At 66.5% G+C, this 17,587-nt stretch carries 14 protein-coding genes and 2 pseudogenes; 9 read left to right on the forward strand and 7 right to left on the reverse strand.

Translation table 11 applies throughout. From position 1 onward, the window contains the following. Nucleotides 1–72: 72 nt before the first annotated feature. A pseudogene (locus ACFWBF_RS11120) lies at nt 73–252 on the forward strand (transposase); the annotation flags it as partial. A gap of 156 nt (nt 253–408) precedes the next feature. Here the strand turns inward: ACFWBF_RS11120 and ACFWBF_RS11125 are convergent. After that, on the reverse strand, nt 409–1,608 hold the full coding sequence (locus tag ACFWBF_RS11125; RefSeq protein ID WP_385598617.1) for an IS110 family transposase: 1,200 nt from the start codon (nt 1,606–1,608) through the stop codon (nt 409–411). 217 nt (nt 1,609–1,825) lie between these two features. On the opposite strand from ACFWBF_RS11125, the gene ACFWBF_RS11130 reads away from it, so the two are divergent. Then, nucleotides 1,826–2,320, forward strand: a complete 495-nt coding sequence (locus ACFWBF_RS11130; protein WP_385598620.1) for an IS5 family transposase — start codon at nt 1,826–1,828, stop codon at nt 2,318–2,320. 338 nt (nt 2,321–2,658) lie between these two features. Next, entirely contained in the window at nt 2,659–3,198 is a 540-nt protein-coding gene (locus ACFWBF_RS11135; RefSeq protein ID WP_385598623.1) for a hypothetical protein, read from the forward strand. Nucleotide 3,199: 1 nt separating this feature from the next. Here ACFWBF_RS11135 and ACFWBF_RS11140 read toward each other — a convergent pair whose 3' ends face one another. Continuing rightward, a complete protein-coding gene (locus ACFWBF_RS11140) occupies nt 3,200–7,021 on the reverse strand; it encodes a trypsin-like peptidase domain-containing protein (protein ID WP_385598625.1) in 3,822 nt (1,273 codons plus the stop codon). Next, on the reverse strand, nt 7,018–7,326 hold the full coding sequence (locus ACFWBF_RS11145) for a trypco2 family protein (RefSeq protein WP_385598628.1): 309 nt from the start codon (nt 7,324–7,326) through the stop codon (nt 7,018–7,020). The genes ACFWBF_RS11140 and ACFWBF_RS11145 overlap by 4 nt, the downstream gene beginning before the upstream one ends. A gap of 517 nt (nt 7,327–7,843) precedes the next feature. Here ACFWBF_RS11145 and ACFWBF_RS11150 point away from each other — a divergent pair. From ACFWBF_RS11150 to ACFWBF_RS11160, 3 genes and pseudogenes are all read left to right on the forward strand, one after another. Further along, entirely contained in the window at nt 7,844–8,383 is a 540-nt protein-coding gene (locus ACFWBF_RS11150) for a winged helix-turn-helix domain-containing protein (protein ID WP_385598631.1), read from the forward strand. Further along, entirely contained in the window at nt 8,380–8,928 is a 549-nt protein-coding gene (locus tag ACFWBF_RS11155) for a transposase (protein ID WP_385598844.1), read from the forward strand. Before ACFWBF_RS11150 ends, ACFWBF_RS11155 begins: the two co-directional genes overlap by 4 nt. A gap of 814 nt (nt 8,929–9,742) precedes the next feature. Continuing rightward, nucleotides 9,743–10,064 (forward strand): annotated as a pseudogene (locus tag ACFWBF_RS11160) (hypothetical protein); the annotation flags it as partial. Nucleotides 10,065–10,181: 117 nt separating this feature from the next. Here the strand turns inward: ACFWBF_RS11160 and ACFWBF_RS11165 are convergent. Beyond that, nucleotides 10,182–10,397: a hypothetical protein gene (locus tag ACFWBF_RS11165; RefSeq protein ID WP_385598634.1), complete on the reverse strand. Its 216-nt coding sequence runs from the start codon at nt 10,395–10,397 to the stop codon at nt 10,182–10,184. 122 nt (nt 10,398–10,519) lie between these two features. Between ACFWBF_RS11165 and ACFWBF_RS11170 the strand changes: the two genes are divergently transcribed. Then, complete coding sequence (locus tag ACFWBF_RS11170) at nt 10,520–10,987, forward strand: hypothetical protein (RefSeq protein ID WP_385598636.1); 468 nt, start codon at nt 10,520–10,522, stop codon at nt 10,985–10,987. On the opposite strand, the gene ACFWBF_RS11175 is transcribed toward ACFWBF_RS11170, so the two are convergent. Continuing rightward, entirely contained in the window at nt 10,977–12,554 is a 1,578-nt protein-coding gene (locus ACFWBF_RS11175; RefSeq protein ID WP_385598639.1) for a helix-turn-helix domain-containing protein, read from the reverse strand. The two genes, ACFWBF_RS11170 and ACFWBF_RS11175, sit on opposite strands and share 11 nt — an antisense overlap. Nucleotides 12,555–14,842: 2,288 nt before the next feature. Between ACFWBF_RS11175 and ACFWBF_RS11180 the strand changes: the two genes are divergently transcribed. Next, nucleotides 14,843–15,391 carry a hypothetical protein gene (locus tag ACFWBF_RS11180; RefSeq protein ID WP_385598642.1) on the forward strand — a complete coding sequence of 183 codons (549 nt, stop codon included), beginning with the start codon at nt 14,843–14,845 and terminating at the stop codon, nt 15,389–15,391. Here ACFWBF_RS11180 and ACFWBF_RS11185 read toward each other — a convergent pair. Together ACFWBF_RS11185 and ACFWBF_RS11190 are read right to left on the reverse strand one after the other, a co-directional pair. Continuing rightward, on the reverse strand, nt 15,339–16,133 hold the full coding sequence (locus ACFWBF_RS11185) for an IS5 family transposase (protein ID WP_385598645.1): 795 nt from the start codon (nt 16,131–16,133) through the stop codon (nt 15,339–15,341). The two genes, ACFWBF_RS11180 and ACFWBF_RS11185, sit on opposite strands and share 53 nt — an antisense overlap. A gap of 368 nt (nt 16,134–16,501) precedes the next feature. Beyond that, complete coding sequence (locus tag ACFWBF_RS11190) at nt 16,502–16,681, reverse strand: VOC family protein (RefSeq protein ID WP_385598648.1); 180 nt, start codon at nt 16,679–16,681, stop codon at nt 16,502–16,504. 279 nt (nt 16,682–16,960) lie between these two features. Between ACFWBF_RS11190 and ACFWBF_RS11195 the strand changes: the two genes are divergently transcribed. Next, the gene (locus ACFWBF_RS11195) at nt 16,961–17,584 is read left to right on the forward strand and encodes a TetR/AcrR family transcriptional regulator (RefSeq protein ID WP_385598651.1); all 624 of its coding nucleotides are present in this window, start codon (nt 16,961–16,963) and stop codon (nt 17,582–17,584) included. Nucleotides 17,585–17,587 lie beyond the last annotated feature (3 nt).

Consider the following 17,587-nt stretch of genomic DNA (forward strand, 5'->3'; position numbering starts at 1 on the left):
GATGCCTTGGTTGGGCGTAACCAGTGTGACGATTCGGCCGTTCGTGAGTGCGTGAGCACTCGGCCGTGGATCGTGGACGACGACTTGTGGGCACTGATCGAGCCTCTGCTGCCGCCCTGGCCGACGAGGTCGCCAGGGCCGCGGCCGGTGGCAGACCGGTTGTGTCTGCAAGGCATCCTGTACGTCCTCTACAACGACATCGCCTGGCAATTCCTACCCCCTGAGCTGGGGTTCGGCTCGGGACAGACCTGCTGGCGGCGCCTGGGGCCGGTGGCAGCAGACCGGGGTCTTCGACCAGCTGCACCGGATCCTGCTCGCCGAGCTGAACGCGGCCGGCCGCCTCGACTGGTCCAGGGCTTGCGTGGACGGCTCCCACATCCGGGCGAAAAAGTGCCCCTATGCTTTTCGTCAAGCCGCAGAGGCGGTCGGTGGTTGGTAGAAGGTGCCGTCGCGGAGCATCGCGAAGAGCACGTCGATGCGTCGTCGGGCGAGAGCGACCAGGGCCGCAACGTGGTGTTTCCCTTCGCGGCGTTTCTTGTCGTAGTAAGCGCGTGACTCCGGCTGGGCCAGAGACGCGAATGCGGCCAGGTAGAAGGCCCGTTTGAGCTGCTTGTTGCCGCGCCGTGAGGGGTGCTCGCCGCGGATGGACGACCCTGAACTTCTGGTCACCGGCGCGAGTCCGGCGTAGGCGGCCAGGTGCCCGGCGGTGGGAAAGGCGGTGCCGTCGCCGACGTCGATGAGGATGCGGGCTGCGGTCCTGACCCCGATACCGGGCATGGAGGTCAGGACCTGGGAAAGAGGGTGAGCGTCCAGAAGTTGCTCGATCCTGGCTGCCAGCAGCTTGCGCTGGTGCAGAACCGAGCTCAGCGAGGAGGCCAGGCTGGGGACGACCAGCGCGGCGGCGTCCGTGCCGGGCACAACCACAGTCTGCTCGTCGAGCGCTGTGAAGATGTCCTCGACCAGGCGCTCTGCCATACGGGGTGCTTTGGACCGCAGCAGTGTGACCAGTCGACGGCGGCCGGCCTTTCGGAGCTGGGCGGGAGAGCCGAAGCGTTCGAGCATGGCCAGGACGGCAGGATGGTCGAGCCGCGGGCCCAAGACCTTCTCCAGCGAGGGGTGGATCTGTGTGAGCAGGCCGCGGAGCCGATTCTTGGTCCGGGTCGACTCGGTGGCGAGATCGTCGTCGAAGCCCGCGATCATTTCCAGTTCAGCGACAGTCTCGTCTGCGCCCTCGACGGCCCGAAGGGTGTGCGGCATGGTGCGGGCAGCGTCGGCAATGACGAACGCGTCGCGGGCGTCGGTCTTCGCCTCTCCTGGGTAGAGGTCCGCGATGCGGCGCATCGTCAGGCCAGGCAGGTATGCGACGCGACAGCCCAGCGCGCGGGCCACTGCCAGCGGCAGCGCGCCTATGGAGGCGGGCTGGTCGACGACCACCAGCACGGTCCCGTGCTTGGCCTGCAGCTTCGCGAACACCTCGCGCAGTTTCGGCTCGGTGTTCGGCAGGCGCTTGTCCAGGACCGTTTTGCCCGCGGGGGTGAGCGCGGTGGCGTGGTGTTCGCCTTTGCCCACGTCCAGGCCGAGGTAGACGTCGATGCCGTCGTTGGTCACGTCCCAGCTCCAGTGCTCGAACTTTTCCCCGGCCCCAACTGCGGCATCAGCGTGCCGGCATCCACGTTACGAAGAGACTGCCTCACCCAGGTTCGGGATCAGCGCTCGTGCCCCTAATCAGCGGTCTGCCAATGCCTTCGCGCCCGGTGACACCACTTTTTCGATCATGATCGACAAGGGGGAGCAGTCATGCCGGGCCCGAAGGCCGGGAGCCCCGTTGCAGGGCCACGAAGACGGTAACGGGGGCGCCGACACCGGTCCGTCGCCGGTCGACCGGCGGAAGACGGGCAGCAAACACCATCTGATCTGCGACGGACGCGGCACCCCGCTCAAAGTCATCACGACCGCGGCGAACGTCAACGATGTCACGCAGACCCTCGCCCTGGTCGACGGCATCCCACCAGTGGCAGGTCGTCCCGGCCGGCCCCGCCGACGTCCCGAGGCTCTGCTCGGGGACAAGGGCTACGACTCCAACCCCAACCGCGATGAACTGCGCAAACGCCGGATCCTGCCCGTCATCTCCCGCAAAGGAGCCCCGAACATCAAGGACATGGGCAAGCTCCGCTACGTCGTGGAGCAGACCTTCGCCCTGCTCCACCAGTTCAAGCGACTCGCCGTCCGATGGGAACGCCGCACCGAGCTCCACGACGCGTTCGTCTCCCTCGCCTGCAGCCTCATCTGCTGGCGACGCCTCAACAAGCCCGACTCATGATCGTGTTACGAGCTCTTACATTCGGATGAGGAAATGGGAGCCCGTCGTCCAATTTTGTGGCGGCGGGCTGTCACTCCCGGTTTATGGCAGGGCTGAATTCATCGTGCCCAGAAGGCGATATGGAGCCGCATGGCGTCCACGATGTCCGGCCTGGATGCGATCAACAGTTCGGCGGTCGGGAGCAGGTCGCACGACGCTGTCCAGCGGGCTGAGTTGCCGGGTTCGCTGGTGCCGAAAAGTCGCGCCGTCGAACAGATGACTGCTTGCATCCGGCCAGGGCTGGCCTGCGTCCGCGAGGGGTCTGGCCGTGGATCTGGGCGTGCCGTACCGTCCACGGCGTGGCGAGGACATTGCGGTTGGCGGTCGCGCAGAGCACGGTGCCGGAGGACCCCGCTGAGCGAGGAGCGTTGCGGGCGGCCGGGGAGGAGATCCGGGCTCTGATGGTCGAGGCCGCCGGGGCGGGTGCGCGGCTGGTGCAGTTCCCCGAGGGGGCGATCGTCTATCCGAGCAAGCACGTGATGGCGGCCGGAGCTGATGGAGAGCTGGTCCCGGCCGACTGGAGCCGTGCTGCGTGGGATGTCCTGCGAGAGGAAGCGGAGTCGGTCGCCGCGCTGGCCGGGCAGCTCGGCTTGTGGACGGCTTTCGGGGCGATTCACCCGCTGACGCCGCCGCACCGGCCGCACAACAGCCTCTACATCGGGCGCCACCCATTCTTGATGAATGCCGTTGAAGTAAAGATCATCCGGTGGAAGAGGATCTCACGTCGATCTCTGATGCTGCTGTTCTGTGGCCCGCCCACCGCCCTGCGCATATCGCTTCATAGCCGTACGGCAGGGATCAGGAATCGGCAGGACTCCTCGAGGTGTGTGCAAGTTTAGTTCAACCCTGGTAGTAATTTCCGTGCCGGATATGCGGTGTACGACTGGTCGCTCGTGCGTTCTGATTGCGGGGATGGAGTATAAGCTTTGCCGGTTTACGCGATTTCTGTGGTGGTTCGCTTAGGCCGCTGAGACCCTCCAGGTATTTCTCGATCAGTCCGAGCGCGTCGTCTACTTCGGTTCGGTCCGGTTCCTCGGCGCCGAGTCGCAGGAGGCAACTTCTGACATCCTCACCCAGGCCGCGGGCCTCTTTGGAACGTCCCTGGCCGGCCGTGGCCTCGACCAGCGATACCCGTGCCTGGATCATGTCGAACTTGCTTTGCCATGTGTGTTTATCGATGGCCTCGTAGAGCTTGAGCGAGTCCTTCGCTGCCGCCTCGGCCGGTTTGAAAGCCCGGCTGGGCCGTGCCGGGTGGAAGCGCTTGTCGATGTTTCCCCGGGTCGCCAAGTTCTCGGCTTTCAGTCGACGGGCTGAAGCTTCATCAATGTTTCCCTGGGTCACCAAAATTTCGGCTCTCAGCCGGTGGGCTGAAGCCTCGGATAGACGGTTCGCCAGTCTGTCGTCAGGCCGCATACTCTTGTACAGCGTCAGCGCTTGATCGATTCTATCCCGAGCGTCGTCGAGATCCGCCTCGAGATCCGCCATAGCCTGTTCGCTAGGCATCAGGCTCTCGGGAGTGGATACCTGCGGCAGTTGATGACGTGCCCGCCCTAGATGCCCAGCCGCCAAGTGCCTCAGCGCGTTTGCGTGATGGGGGCGGACAGCTTCGCGATATTGCTGTTCCAGTGTCTTGTAATGTGTGTCCACGGCCTCTTTGTGTAGTTCAATGCTGTCGTTCCACTCCTCTTTAGCTTCATGTTGGGATCCGCAGATGGACAGGGCCAGGGCGTAGTGGCGCCGCCAATGGCCGGGGTTCCGGCCAAATAGATCCCTGTACTTTGCACAGGCATCCTTCGCTGTGGTCAAAGCTTCGTCCTTGACGCCGCTCTTGCCTAGTTGCCAGGCCAAGCCCCGCAGGGCGAACGCTTGTTTTCCCTTAATATCGTCTTCTTCGACTTCGGTAGCTCTTGGCAGTTGTTGGGTCAGCTTGCATGCGCGTATTGCCGCTTGGAGGGCTTCCCGATGCCGGCCGATGTCGTTGGCGGCCGTCGCGTGCGTGCACAAAGCCTTGGCAAGACGGAACGAGTCCACTTGTGGCGGGCTCTGCTGGTGCAGCTCGTCGAACAGTCTCACGGCCTCCCGAGCGTGGTCGTGAGCCTCCTCGAACCGGCCGACGTCGTCGAGGCGGTCGGCAAGATCGCTGTGTGCCTCGGCCAGCCCGAGTTTGTGTTCTGGCGATGGTGCTTGCTGCGCCAGTGCATGGTGGGTGTACACAGCCTCGTAGGCGACGTCGCATGCGCGGTTCCGGAGACCGGAGTTTGCCAGGTACAGGGACCACCGCTGAAGAGCAGTGGCAAGTCCCGCTCTGTTTTCTTCGGTGTGCGGCGAGTCGCTGCGTTGGTAATAGGCAACTGCATGATCCGCTATGGTCGTGGCCAGTTCTAGGAGGACATCCGGACAGGACTCGTCGAGCTCGGTGAGTACCTCCGCAGCGACGGCCTGGGCCGCCCCTTTCTGCAAGGTCGTGTTGAGCGCTACAGCCAGTGAGGCGCCGATGGCTTGGGCGGTTCCGTCCTCATCGTTCATGGCGACCTTCTTCACCAACCGAAGCAAAGCGGTGGCGTGTGCACGGAGTGCATGCTCGAGAACGCCACGGGCGTCCTTCTGAGCCTGTGAACTCGTCCCCGCGATATCGCCGCACGTATCGTGGTTCTCCGTCTCGTTTCCCGCGGTGAGCTGCAGCAGCTGCAACACGTTGAGCACCTGGTGTGACTGGTCAACTGGGCGGTCCGGGATTCCCGGTCCGGTCCCTTCGACATCGAGCAGCTGCGAAACCAACTCGGGGAATGTTGCGAGCACCCTGGCCCCGAGGCGCTCAGCCAGGCGCAGTGGCTGGAGCGGACGCAGGTAGCCCTCGCCAGTGAACTGTGTGTGCTGCCACCGGGCGAATGCGCGTCGGCGCCACTCCGGCTCATCGGCGAGGTCGGGGACGAGCCGCAGCCGGCGGGACGCATCTGTTTCACCGCTCCCGTCTGTCGGACCGGTGGCCACGGCCATGCCCGCAATGGCGATGACACGTTCGAGAAGCACGGCGTCGTCGGGCAGACCGGAAGATCTTGCCGATTCCTGCCACCTCTGCCGCTCCACATCGATGGCATAGTCGAGCAGAGCATCTACCCGAGAGCGCAATGCCGGAGCGGTGGCGATAGCTGGGCCCTTGTCGAGTCTGGCGCGAGCATCGACCAGCGCCTGGATCAAGATCAGAAGATAGCTGTCGAAATCGCGGCTACTGAAGTCCAGCAGAGGACAGGCGCCCGTTGTGTCGGTGGGCCCTTCCTTGCTGGTGGGCGCGGCCTTCTTCTCCGTCTCCGTCGTGTCTTCCTGTGCCTTCTGCTGATACCAAAGGTCCTTCTGCTGGTACCAGAGTCGGAAGGCCTCAACGGCAGCGTCGTAGACTTCCTTTCGACCGATGTGGGCTGGTGGGGTAAGCGGCGGGGGATCACCGCTGTCCATACGAGACTCGTGCCGACGCCGGAGGGCTTGCCACCAGGGTCCCCCGCTGTGTCCCACGACGAGGATCCGCAGCCTATGTGGGCGCTCGGCTTGCCTATCGACTTCGGTAAGGAGAGCCTCCAACTGGCCGACATGCGCGTCGGCGTCGTCGACAACCAGCAGACGGTTCTCGTCCAAAGCGCACACCTGAGCGAAGTCAACGCTCAGAGGGTCGATGATGCCGACGACCCAGCCTTCAGCGCCCATGAGGCGGCACACCTCGCGAGCGAGGCGGGACTTGCCAACGGCGCCACCTCCCGAGAGCAGCCGCATGCGGATCTTCCCTGACGTTCGGCACCAGTCGGTCAACTGGTCGCGTTCACGTTTACGTTCGTCACCACAGAACGGCACGACGTTGTATCGGGCCTGTAGGAGATCGGCCTCCGACCACTGGTCCGGGGGAGGTAGAGGACTGTAGGGCGGCTTGAGCACTCCGTGTCCCGCCCATACCGGATCGGTCAGAGAGTCGTCGATTCTCCGGGTCTGGTGTCGGCGCAAGCATGCCTTCGCCTCCTCATGACCGCGCTCGCCGAAGATCCGCTCCACCGGAACGGCCTGGAGTCGCCCCTCGACCGTCGGGCGATCCTCCACGATCACGCCGAGCAAGTGGTCACCGCTGAACAGAGCCGCACCGGACATGCCGCCCCACAGTGACGCGGCCACACTTCTTACCGGAGTCCCAGTGCTGATCTGGAAGTGCAAGCGCTCCGTTGGCGCTTCGGCGTCCTGAGCAGTCCGGCTGCCGGTAAGGGGGAGTACGAATCCCCGGGCATCTTCGACGTTCATGTACTGCTGGGTGTCCACTTGGGACGTAGGAAAGCCGAGGGCCTGCGCCGGAACTTGGTCCTCGCCTACGAGTCGGCCCAACCGGACCTCGCCTCGCCCCTTGCCGCCCAGAGCCAGAGGATCAGAGGTGGGCCCTTCATGGGTCAGGAGGGCAAAGTCGAGAGCATTCGGGCCGCTCTTCACCGCTACCTTGAAGGCGGAACTCGCGGCCAGGTCGTATCGCCCGTGCTCGTCACGACTGAACCTGAGCACCTCTACCTCGGACCCTTCAGACTCCACGCAGTGCCCAGCGGTCAGAACCAAGTTGGGCGCAAGTAGGTAGCCCGATCCGCGGGTCTTATCCAGCAAAATCGATACCAGGCGCTCTGCATCCGCACCGATCATTTTGCGCGTTCACCTGTGACGAGGGTTCCGGGAGGAACATCGAGATTGAGCTTGATCCGCTGCGTGGTTGCCTTGCTTCGATCCATGCCGGCGGTGGCTTCGATGACCCAAAACCTGACGCCCCCTTTGCCTCCGCCCTCCACCGTCACCTGGACCGTGGCCTCAAGCTCCACCCCAGACACGCCAAAGCGCAGCTGCTTCTCTGAGCTTTCCTGCTGGGCGGTCTCTAGTTCCGTACGGAGCGCCGAGATCATCTGGTGGAGCTGCAGTCCGTTCCGCTGCTCCATGTCACGTTCGCGCGTCATCGCGTATCTCCTCATGCAATGGCGGTCCTAGCACTGTCCGACTGCGCTCTCACCGATAGAACGGGCGTGTAAGGCCACTTGGCAATGGGCGCACGGGGCCGTGCGGGATCTCGTCATGAGCTAGATCTGGCAACCGGAGACTGGGCTGCCGCGGCCATGCACGGTCCAACTGGAGACGCACCCGGCGCCTCACGAATGACCGGGACCTGCGGAAATGTCCTATTTCCCAGTCTTCACTCTTTACTGGGCACTGCAACTCGATCACGAGCCGTGTCGATGCACTCGGTGGCGGCCCAATTGCGCTGTGGGCGGTACATCGACGCTGCACGTGCCGGAAGCGCCATCCTCCCTCATGAAAGTGGATATTCGGGTGACGCGTGTGGGGGGGGTGAAGTAGCCAAGCAGTAATTCACCCAACTGGGCACTCGCTAATTCCAGCACGGGTGTCAGTTACTGACCTTGAAGTCGTCTTGTCGTAGGGGCTGACGGTTGGTGATCGTTGCGGTATGCCGGGTGTATGAGGTATCCGCAGGGTGGGGGTCTGACCGCGGAGAGGCAAGCCTTCCGTGAGCGGGTCCGGATGGAAGCGGTCGGGATGTTCGCCGAGGGGCGGGGCAGTACGGAGATCGCGAAGGAGTTACGGGTCAGCGTCCGGTCGGTTCAGCGGTGGCGGCGGTCCTGGCTCGAGGCCGGCCAGGACGGGGTCCGTTCTCAAGGCCCGGCGTCGCGTCCGAAGCTGAGCGAGGTGCTGTTCGCCGTGCTCGAGAAGGAGTTGGCCAAGGGCCCGGTGGCTCACGGCTGGCCGGATCAGCGGTGGACGCTGGCCCGGATCAAGACCCTGATCGGGCGGCGGTTCCACAAGTCCATGACGCTGTCGGGGATCTCGCAGATGCTGCGGAGGCACGGCTGGAGCCATCAGGTTCCGGCCCGTCGTGCCGTCGAGCGGGACGAGGCAGCCGTGGCCGGCTGGGTGAAGGAGGTGTGGCCGCGCCTGGAACCACCGCGGCGGCGCTCGGGGCCTGGATCGTCTTCGAGGACGAAGCCGGCTTCTCGATGACGCCGCCGACCTCCCGAACCTGGGCCCGACGCGGAACCACCCCCGTGATCCGGGTCCGCGGCCGCTCTCAGCGCCGTTTCTCCATCGCGGCCCTGTGCTGCTACAAATCCGGCGAACGCTCCCGCCTGATCTACCGGCCCAAACGGCATACCGATCACAAGAGCGGCGGCCGCAAGAGCTTCGCCTGGACCGAGTACCGCGACCTCCTCATCGCCGCCCACCAGCAGCTCGGCGGCCCGATCGTCCTTGTATGGGACAACTTGAACGTCCACAAAGACCGCCGCATGCGGGCCTTCATCGACGCACAGGACTGGCTCACCGCCCACCACCTGCCGTCTTACGCACCCGACCTCAACCCTGTCGAGGGCATCTGGTCGGTCCTCCGCCGGACCAGCCAGGCCAACACCGCCTTCACCGATCCTGACGACCTCATCCGTCGGCTACGACACGGCCTCCGTCAGATCCAGTACCGCAGCGACATCATCGACGGATGCCTCACGGCGACCGGCCTCACACTCACGACACCACGCCTACAACCTCAGTAACGGGTTAGGCACCCGGCTCTGCCCCTGCGGCCTCGCCACAACTACGCCGTAGACCTTCGTCGTGGCCTCCCAGCCCAAGCTGTCAATACCCGACCGGGAGTTCCCCGCCCTTCCGGGCGGTTGCGCACCGCTGACCAGCCCATATCCACCGGATTGGAGCTGGCAAGAACTCAAGAGGCGTAACAACGCCGGTTCCTCGCGTATACCTTCCCGTCTCGCTCACCGGGCCCGACCCATCCGGCAGTGCTGGGCCGACCCGACTTTGTCGAGGCTGCTCTCGCCCTCCCCGGCGATCCCCGGTTCAGGCTGCCTCCAGCTTCACCTCGCCGCTACGACGGCGAGGCGACGGTGGTCTTCCACCTCCGTCCGAAGCAACAGCGCCTCGTGGCGCACTGACACGGTTCTTACCGGCACCCCGACACCTACGGCGTCGTCCTGCCCGCCCCGTCCCACCTCGGGCCGAAGACGATAACCGGCTCCCGGCAGACCCGGATCACCGTCTCCGGCGCCCAGCTGCTGTTCCTCCGCGGCCCCCACACCCCCGCTCGGCCGCCACCGGCCCCGCCAGGGCCGCGTCTGAACGTGCCCGCCGCCCGCAGTCCCGGATCCACCCCCGCCCCGGACCACGACACATGAGGCCTCCATGCCTGAAGCGACGCAGAGGTTCTTCGACCACCAGCCCGAATCGGTCCAGGCCGCACGCGACTTCGCCACCCGCACGCTCACTGCCTGGGGCCTGCATGACACCGGCGACATCGGCTGGGGGGCTTGTCTGGGGTTTCCTGGAGGGGTTGGGAGCCGGGGTGGTGTGGGTGTGGGCGGCCCTGGGGGTTGGGGTCGCCTGGCTGGCTGCGTCAGTGACCTGGTGGGGTCGCTGCCGGATGTGTATGTCCCGGATTGTTCGGTGGAGACCGGCAGGTGGTCCTGGATCTTGTCGTGGCGAGGGGTCGGAAGTGTCAGTATTCCGAAGGCGAGACGGTGCTTCCGGTGCCCCGGGCGGAGCCCGTGCTGTCCCGCCCGCCGGACGCTGAGTGCCCGGACCTGCGCGTCTGGCGACTCCCGATGTGCTGGCTATCTTCTTCCTTGACGACGAGGTCCTCGACTTCGACGTCGACCTGCGGGAGTTGCAGGGCCAGGCAGTTCCTCGGCAAGAGGTCGGCAGCAGGGGCGGGGGCCGGCAACGTGCATGACCAGCCCCTTCATCCCTGGCGCGATGGCTGATGGTGCCGCGCGGCCCTATCGCGCGCCACCACCTACTTCCGCAGGAATGTGAAGCGCTGGTCCAGGAGGGCAACACACTCTTTGAAGTCAGGCCGCGGCAGCCCGGCGCGCTCGCGAATCACCGCGATGGCCTGCACGTTGCGCCTGATGCCAACGAGGTGGTCCACCTCTGCTCGCGCTTCGACCGAGAGCCTGTTCCACAGAGAATCATTCACTCGCACATCCAACCGTCCGAGCAGCGCGAACACCACAGCGCCCCCTCTCCAGAGGTCAGTACCCCCCTCGCTTTGAGCAAACTGCAGGCAATGTGCGGTGCCGAGAGCGGGCAGGCCGGGTGGTGAGGGGGTGAGCCACATTTGGGCAGAGCCGTATGGCCGACGTGCCCAGAATTCTTGTGACCCGTGAGGTAGACGGCGGCGGTGGTGGTGTCGACCGTGTACCGGGTGAGGGTCTGGGAGTCGGGGTCGTAGCCATAGGCCCGGCAGTCGCCGGCCCAGGCGACCCAGGGCTTGCGCCCAGGCTGGAGGCGGGCGACGACGGCGACTGCGTTGGGTGCAGCACCGTCGTGTGCGGGGTCGGAGAGCATGCGTCCGGCGGTGAGCAGCCCGGCCGGCGGGAAGGCGAGGGCGGCCAGGCGCGCGGCGGTCACGGCGAGGGCCGGGAGCAGGGAGTGCAGGACGTCGGAGTGGCCGATGCCGTCGATGACCGCGGCCCCGGTGGCGCCGTCCAGGCGCGGGCGGCAACGGCGCTGGTGCCGACGGTGCCGGTGCGCGAGGCAACACCGATGGCAGGCGTGATCAGCATGGTGAGCATTTCGGGTACGCATGTCAGGCTATGAGGAATTGCCCGGCCGTGGTCTGAAGCGGGGGCGCGTCTAGCTGGTGGGGCAGGGAGAGCGGGGTGGCGGATTCGGCTCTCACCGCCTGATTGCCGCCAGATGGGATGCCCGACCAGTTGCTCTGGTCGGTGTACGTGAGGAGCAGGGACAGGAGCAGGCTGGTGGAACGGCCGCCGAGCTTTCGGACGGCGTCGCCGAGGCGGGCGTGGTCGACGGTGGGGAGGGAGAGCGCGACGCATCCGGTCCGGCCGGGCAGGATCAGGGGTACCGCAGCACATTTTTCGCTGTCGTTGTACTCCTTGAGGTCGTACTGGATGCCGCGCTCACCACTGGTGTCCAAACTGTGCAGAAGCCTTTGGGTGTCGGTGATGGTCCTGGGTGTCAGGGAAAAGGGACGGTGCCGGGTGAGGTGGTCCATCCTGCCCTGTGCGTCCAGTTGGGCCAGGTGGGCCTTGCCGACGGCATTGGCGTGTGCCGTGTCGGTGAAAGGCACGTCTTCAAGAACGGGCGGGGTGTCAGGGCCATGGCTGGAATGGGTGATGGTGACTTCGCCGCCTACGTAGGAGCTGAGATAAACGGCGGCCCCGGCGTCGGTGCGCAACTGTTCGAGGAGTTGCGGCAGAACGTTCTCTCCGCTGCGGAGGCCGCGCAGCAGGGAGCCGGGGAGGTACGTCCCGTCAGGCAGGGGGGTGGTGAGACCAACCTGCGCCAGCCAGTCCATCAGCCGTCGGCCTGTTTCGGGCACGAGGCCTGCAGTGCGCAGAGCCCCTTGGGCGGTGATGGGCGAAGGGGCTTCCACGACGAGGTGCATCACGGCAAGGACACGCAGAACCCATTCCGTTTGGCTGTGTCGCGGCGGCCGCACGGCGTCCCGGTCGAACCAGGGCGCGCTGCGTAGCGGTCCGGTATGGCGTGAGGCGCCCACGGGTGACGGTGCTCGGCTTGTGACGGGCGCCTGTGGCACCTTCTTGATCCCGAGGGGCGGGGCCGACCTTGTTCGTGCGCCGGTCGCGATAGACACCGATCCTGATGCTCTCAGCTGCTCCCACAGTGCGCGCAGGTCGTCCGGACTGCCACGCAGCGCGGTGGCGAGACGGGCTACGAACGGCCACTCCGTGAAGTAGGCGGCGGGTTCTTCCGATCCCAAAGCCCCCGCGACCTGCTCGGGGGGGAAGTGGCCATCCCGACAAAGGCTCTCCACGTCCGGCGAGCCGGCGGCCAGCCACATCCCTCGCAGTGTTGTTTGCAGGGCCCGGGCGGCGTGGGGGTAGTCCTCGGGGCTCGGCGGTGGTGACACACGAACGCCACGCGCCTTGTCCCATAGGGGACGCAGATCTGCCGGGTCAGCCCCGCACAGTTCCGCGAACCCTCTGACTACACGCCACTTGGGGGTGCGGTTGCCCAGCAGGATGCGCGACAACAGGGAAGGGGAGATGCACAACTCGTCGGCGATCTTGCGGCCGGTTAAGCCCGAAGACCTCTGGAGGTGCGACAGGGCCGTCGCCAGCGGGTAGCCCGGGTGGCTTGTCAGCGAGACGTCACCCGGTGGCCCTTCATCCTCGTCCATGCGGGGTCCGCGACCCATAGGAGTATGAGCCGGGTCGGAGTGGGGGGGGAGCACGCCGTCCCTGCGACGGGCCCGGTTGGTGACGGCCCGGGCGACCCTGTCATTGCTGAACAAGGTCCGTGTGTGAGCAGGGTGGAGGGAAAGAGCCTCGCCGATGGCGCTCCACGCCGCTCCGTATTCATGGGCTTGCCGCACAGCGACAGCCTTGAGGTCTATCAGGTCGCGCTCCATCCTCTGTACTTCCGCGACGAGGTCCAGAGGATGAGCCGGGATCGGGTGTCGACTCAGTCGCACGGCGCTTGTCGCCCGCGCCTGCAGAGTTTCAGCGATCTGACGGACATCGTCATCGTGCGCGGCGGGGGACCTGCGAGCAGGCGCCTGGCGTCCCCGGTAGGCGGCTGAACGGCAGGAGGGCGAGCAGTACGACGGCGGTCGGCCGGTCCGCTTCGGACGGGCGAACCGGTCTTTGCAGTGGCCGCAGACCAGGGAAAGCGCGGCGGTATCCGACATCGAAAATCCTCGGCAGAGAAGGGGCGTCTACGCCCGGACCGAGGACCCGGCACTCAAACGTTTTGTGACCTGGGCCCATACATCACGGTGCTCCGGACGGACGAAGAAAGGGCTCCCGGCTACGGTGAAACGAACTGTAGCCGGGAGCAGAAGTGCAGACGTTAGAGAGCAGCCGCTGCGGTCGTGCGCCCGCGCGTCTAGCGGTGCGTTCGCACAGTGCTCCAGGTAGAGCGGCGTCCGGCCACCAGCATCGGAGGCACCAGAAGGACGAGATGCTCAGCTTGCTGCGGCGCGTAGATCAGAACCACCCCCGCGAAAAGGACCACGAGAAACGGCATCATGTGCACGTTGACACGACTGTCAATCCTCTTCGAGGACCGGGTGGCCGCAGGCGAGGTCATGTTACGGTCGAAACCGCTGCTCAGCGCCGTGAGGCCCTGAGTCGGGATTCGGATAGAGGACATAGTTTTCCTTTGTTCGAATTTTGCTGGAACAGCAGCCCCTCGGCCTTGGTTGGAGCCCTGTTCGGGGGGCGGCTGCACCGCCGACACTAACCCGCGCGCTAGCCGGGATCCGGCGTGCCAGCCGAAGAAACGTGTAGATCCAGCGGGTTCGCAGATAAATAGATGATGCGAACAGCGAAACGATCGAATCCTGATCAGAACTGCTCCGAGTGCGTCACTAGGTTCCCCCTCCAGCCCCTCTCCCGCTCGCACGCCCAGCCGTGCAGGTAGGCGGCCCGGCTGCTGGGTACGGCGTTCAGGTTCACGCCGGGGCTCGGGCAGAGCCGGGCTGCAGTCACCCACGTCTCGTACTCAGCAGGCACTGCGCCGCCGCCCACGGCCTCTGCCGCAGAGGCACGCCGACGCAGCTGCGCCGCTGGCGCACCGGACGGGCCCTGGGGGAGATCCGGATGGCGACCTCGGTGTCGGTGAGCGAGGACGGCCTGCGCACGATGCTGGCCGAACGCAGCGGCCTGGACAGGGACTCGCTCTGGTATCCCGTCCACGACGTACCGCGCGCTCTTGGCCTGTCCTGGCCCCACACTTCGTCATGCCGGGGGGCGAGGTGGCGGTGGCGCGCCGCGCGTGCTCATCGCAGGGGTCTCCTCAAAACGGGGCCGGGGAGCCGGGGGCAGGTACGAGGCGGCAGGGAGCCGGCCCGCTTCGCCGCGCCGGTGCCTGCGGGGCGACTGTCATGCACAGTCCCAATCCGGCAGCCGCTGCCCTCCCCGCCGCCGAGCAGGGCCATCACCTGGTGCTCATCTCCGGGAGATCGTGAGAGGAGCGTCGGTCGACTGTTGCTCGTAGAAGCCCGTGGCGGGGGAGTTGCCCTGGCTGAGCGGGGTGGTTCACCGGGGAAACGACACTGCGCCGCCGGTCGACGACCTGTGTTCGGCTTGCAGCAGGGGGGCGGTGCCAGGGTATGTGGGTTGGTCACGGGTGGGCGGTCTCACTCACCGGAGGGAACCCGGCCGGGTCTTGGAGGCGAACCGACGCAGCGAGCCCGACGATCTTCTGTAGGATTCTTCTCGCTCTTCTGCCCCTTCGTTCTGCCGCCGGCGTCTCCTGCGGAACGCTCTCGCCGCCGCGGGAGCTGGTGTCGTGCTGGCTCCCGGCGCACGTGCCATGGCTGCCGTCCCCGGCGCCGCACGAGACCTGCCTGCGATCGGGCAGACCGTCAGAAGCCGTATCTCAACCGAACATAATCGTTTGATTTCCGCTGGTCAGGCACGGTTTCGGTCGGGGTGAGGGAGGGTTCCGGCGTCCGGTTGCTGCTTGATCGTCAGGGGTGTCGTGGTGGCGTCGATGCTGGGTTTGCTGGAGGCGCGGGAGGCGGGGGCCCGTGAGCGGGTCGAGGATCTGCGGGAGGAGGCGGCCCGGGCGGCTGCGGCACTGGAGGTGGCCGAGATCGAGCTGGACCGGCGGGTGATCGCGCGGGAAGAGCTCGTCGAGGCTCTGGCCGCGTCCGCTGCCGAGACCACCGCCGTGACAGAGTCCGGGGGCGAGGAGAAGGCCGTGCCCGTGCCCGCGCCGTTGCCGGGGACGACCGTGCCGACCTGGCGGGAAGGGCTGCCCACGACGGTTCTCGCGCTGGACTACCAGCGGATCCTAGGCGTGCTCGTGGGCCGGCCGGGCCAACAGCCGGTGCGGGCCAAGGAGATCGCGGTGGTGCTGGGGCTGGAGCCGACGCCGGCGAAGGTCGAGGGGGTTCGGTCGAAGGCCAGACGCCTGGCGGAGCGCGGGTGGCTGGTCCAGGAGGTGTCGGGGATGTTCAGCGCCGGCCGGAAGCCGGCGGCCGGGCCAGGCGGCGGCCCATCCGCGTGATCATCGAGAGCAGGATCATCGCCTCGCTGGTGGCGGTCAGGGTCTCGTAGTCACGGGCCAGACGGCGCGAGTGTATCAGCCACGCGAACGTGCGCTCCACCACCCAACGGCGGGACAGCACCACGAACCCCTCCATGTCGTCGGTGCGTTTGACGACCTCCAAGGTGAGCGCGAGTCTCTCCTTCGCCCAGTCGACGAGGCCGCCGGTGTAGCCGCCGTCGGCCCAGATGAGAATGATCTCCCGGTGCAGCGACCGCAGCCGCTGGAGCAGCCCGACGGCCGCGTCGCGATCGCCGACGTTCGCGGCGGTCACCGCGACGACCAGGAGCAGGCCGAGGGTGTCGGTGATGATGTGCCGCTTGTGGCCTGGGACTTTCTTGCCGCCGTCGTAGCCGCGTGAGGCGGACGGCACTGACGCGGCGGCCCGTACCGGCTGCGCGTCGATTGTCCCCCCGCTCGGTTCTGCGTCGCGCCCCTCGCGCTCACGGACCCTGCCGCGCAGCCGGTGGTGGAACTCCGCGATCAGCCCATGCTCGCGCCACCGGCGGAAGAAGGCATAGACCCGGCCCCAGGCGGGGAAGTCCGCGGGCATCGCCCGCCAGGAGATCCCGCCCGCGACCAGGTAGCGGATCGCGTCGAGCATCTGGCGGTGGCAGTAGCCCTCGGGCTGCCCACCCCGCCCCTCCAGCCAGGCCGGCACCGGCAACAGCGGCCGCACCGCAGCCCACTCCGCGTCCGTCATATTCGAGGGATACCGGCGCACCCGGTCCGGATGATCAGCCGCGTTCCCGTACACGGGCGCGAGGCAATCACACGATGGTGCGGCCGAGTTGAAGTGAACGGGCGCGGGCGCGTACAACAGCGACAACAGGGCCTCCTGGAGCTGCTCGGATTGGTTCGCACCCCCGAGCTACCAAGAGGCCCTGCCTTCATGCACGTACAACCGGAACATCACCCGACCAGGAGCCCTGTTCACCTGCACGTTCCAAGATCGGTTGAGATGTGGCTTCTGACACCCAACCTGCACATCGCAGGTGATCGTCGAGTAGTGGACCGGTAAGGAGGCACTCGACCTCCACTTCAGTAGGGACCGCCGGAGAACCGAGGCGGTCAGCCGAACTGGACCAGGCCGAGCAGGTTCACCTCGCTGTCCTTGAAGTACCCGGCGCGGCCCACGCCCTCAACCCGGCAGACGCCGTCAACCGTTCGGTAGCCCGGCAGGTCGTACTCCTCGAAGGTGACGCCACGCGACTTGAGGGCCGCAACCTCGGCATCGATGTCGTCGACCACCCAGGATGCTTGGGTCCCCCCGTCGCTCTTGCCGTAGCTGGTGGTGAGGACGAAGTGGGTGCTGCCCGACTCGTACGTCAGGGTGCTGCTGATCTCCTGGGCCGGCGTGAGCCCAGGCGGTCGTGGTAGAAGGCCCTGGCCCGGTCCAGATCGGCGGCGGGCAGGATGGCGAGAACCGGATGTCCGCCCAACATCTCTCTCGGCCTCCATCCCTCCTTGAGGGAAGATTTATATCATTTCTTGACAGTTTAGCGTGAATTGGAGTACTGTCAACGTGCCATGAAAGAGAAGCGCGCGTACGAGAGTCCGCTGCGTGCCGGGCAGCTTGAGCAGACCCGGCAGCTGATCCTCGCCGCGCTCACCGAGGCCATCGCCGACGAAAGCGTCCAGGAGCTGACCATCCCGCTCGTGGCGGAGCGCGCAGGCGTCGCCGTCCGCACCGTCTACCGGCACTTCCCGACCAGGGAGGCGCTCTTCGCGGCCTGGAGCGGGTGGGCCCAGGAGAATCTGCACGTGCTCATGCAGTCCTATCCGGACACCTTGGACGGGCTGCGCCGCGTGGCGCCGGAGCTCTACCGCTCGTACGACGAGCACGCGCCACTGATCCTCGCCATGCTGAACTCCAAAGCGGCCCGGCCGCTGCGGGAGCAGGGCCGCAGGCACCGGTTCCACTCGGTGGAGGCGGCGCTGGCCGAGCTCACGGCGGAGGCCGACCCGGTAGCCCGCCGCCGCGCGGTCGCCGTGGTGTACCTGCTGGTGAGCGCCCCGGCCTGGCAGGCCATGCGGCTGCAGGCGGGGCTCGACGGGGCGGAGGCCGGCAAGGCCGCCGCCTGGGCGGTGCGGGTGCTCACAGACGAGCTGCGGCGAGACCCGGACGGCCCGCTACGCGACCCGGGCAGATGACCG

The organism is Streptomyces sp. NPDC060028 (assembly GCF_042736725.1).
GTDB lineage: Bacteria > Actinomycetota > Actinomycetes > Streptomycetales > Streptomycetaceae > Streptomyces.

Bases quoted from the DNA above. Each gene is read 5' to 3' on its own strand.
- ACFWBF_RS11195 (WP_385598651.1), top strand. From the start codon at position 16,961: ATGAAAGAGAAGCGCGCGTACGAGAGTCCGCTGCGTGCCGGGCAGCTT.
- ACFWBF_RS11185 (WP_385598645.1), bottom strand. From the start codon at position 16,133: ATGACGGACGCGGAGTGGGCTGCGGTGCGGCCGCTGTTGCCGGTGCCG.
- ACFWBF_RS11170 (WP_385598636.1), top strand. From the start codon at position 10,520: ATGGCCGACGTGCCCAGAATTCTTGTGACCCGTGAGGTAGACGGCGGC.
- ACFWBF_RS11140 (WP_385598625.1), bottom strand. From the start codon at position 7,021: ATGATCGGTGCGGATGCAGAGCGCCTGGTATCGATTTTGCTGGATAAG.
- ACFWBF_RS11150 (WP_385598631.1), top strand. From the start codon at position 7,844: ATGAGGTATCCGCAGGGTGGGGGTCTGACCGCGGAGAGGCAAGCCTTC.
- ACFWBF_RS11145 (WP_385598628.1), bottom strand. From the start codon at position 7,326: ATGACGCGCGAACGTGACATGGAGCAGCGGAACGGACTGCAGCTCCAC.
- ACFWBF_RS11175 (WP_385598639.1), bottom strand. From the start codon at position 12,554: ATGGACGAGGATGAAGGGCCACCGGGTGACGTCTCGCTGACAAGCCAC.
- ACFWBF_RS11155 (WP_385598844.1), top strand. From the start codon at position 8,380: ATGACGCCGCCGACCTCCCGAACCTGGGCCCGACGCGGAACCACCCCC.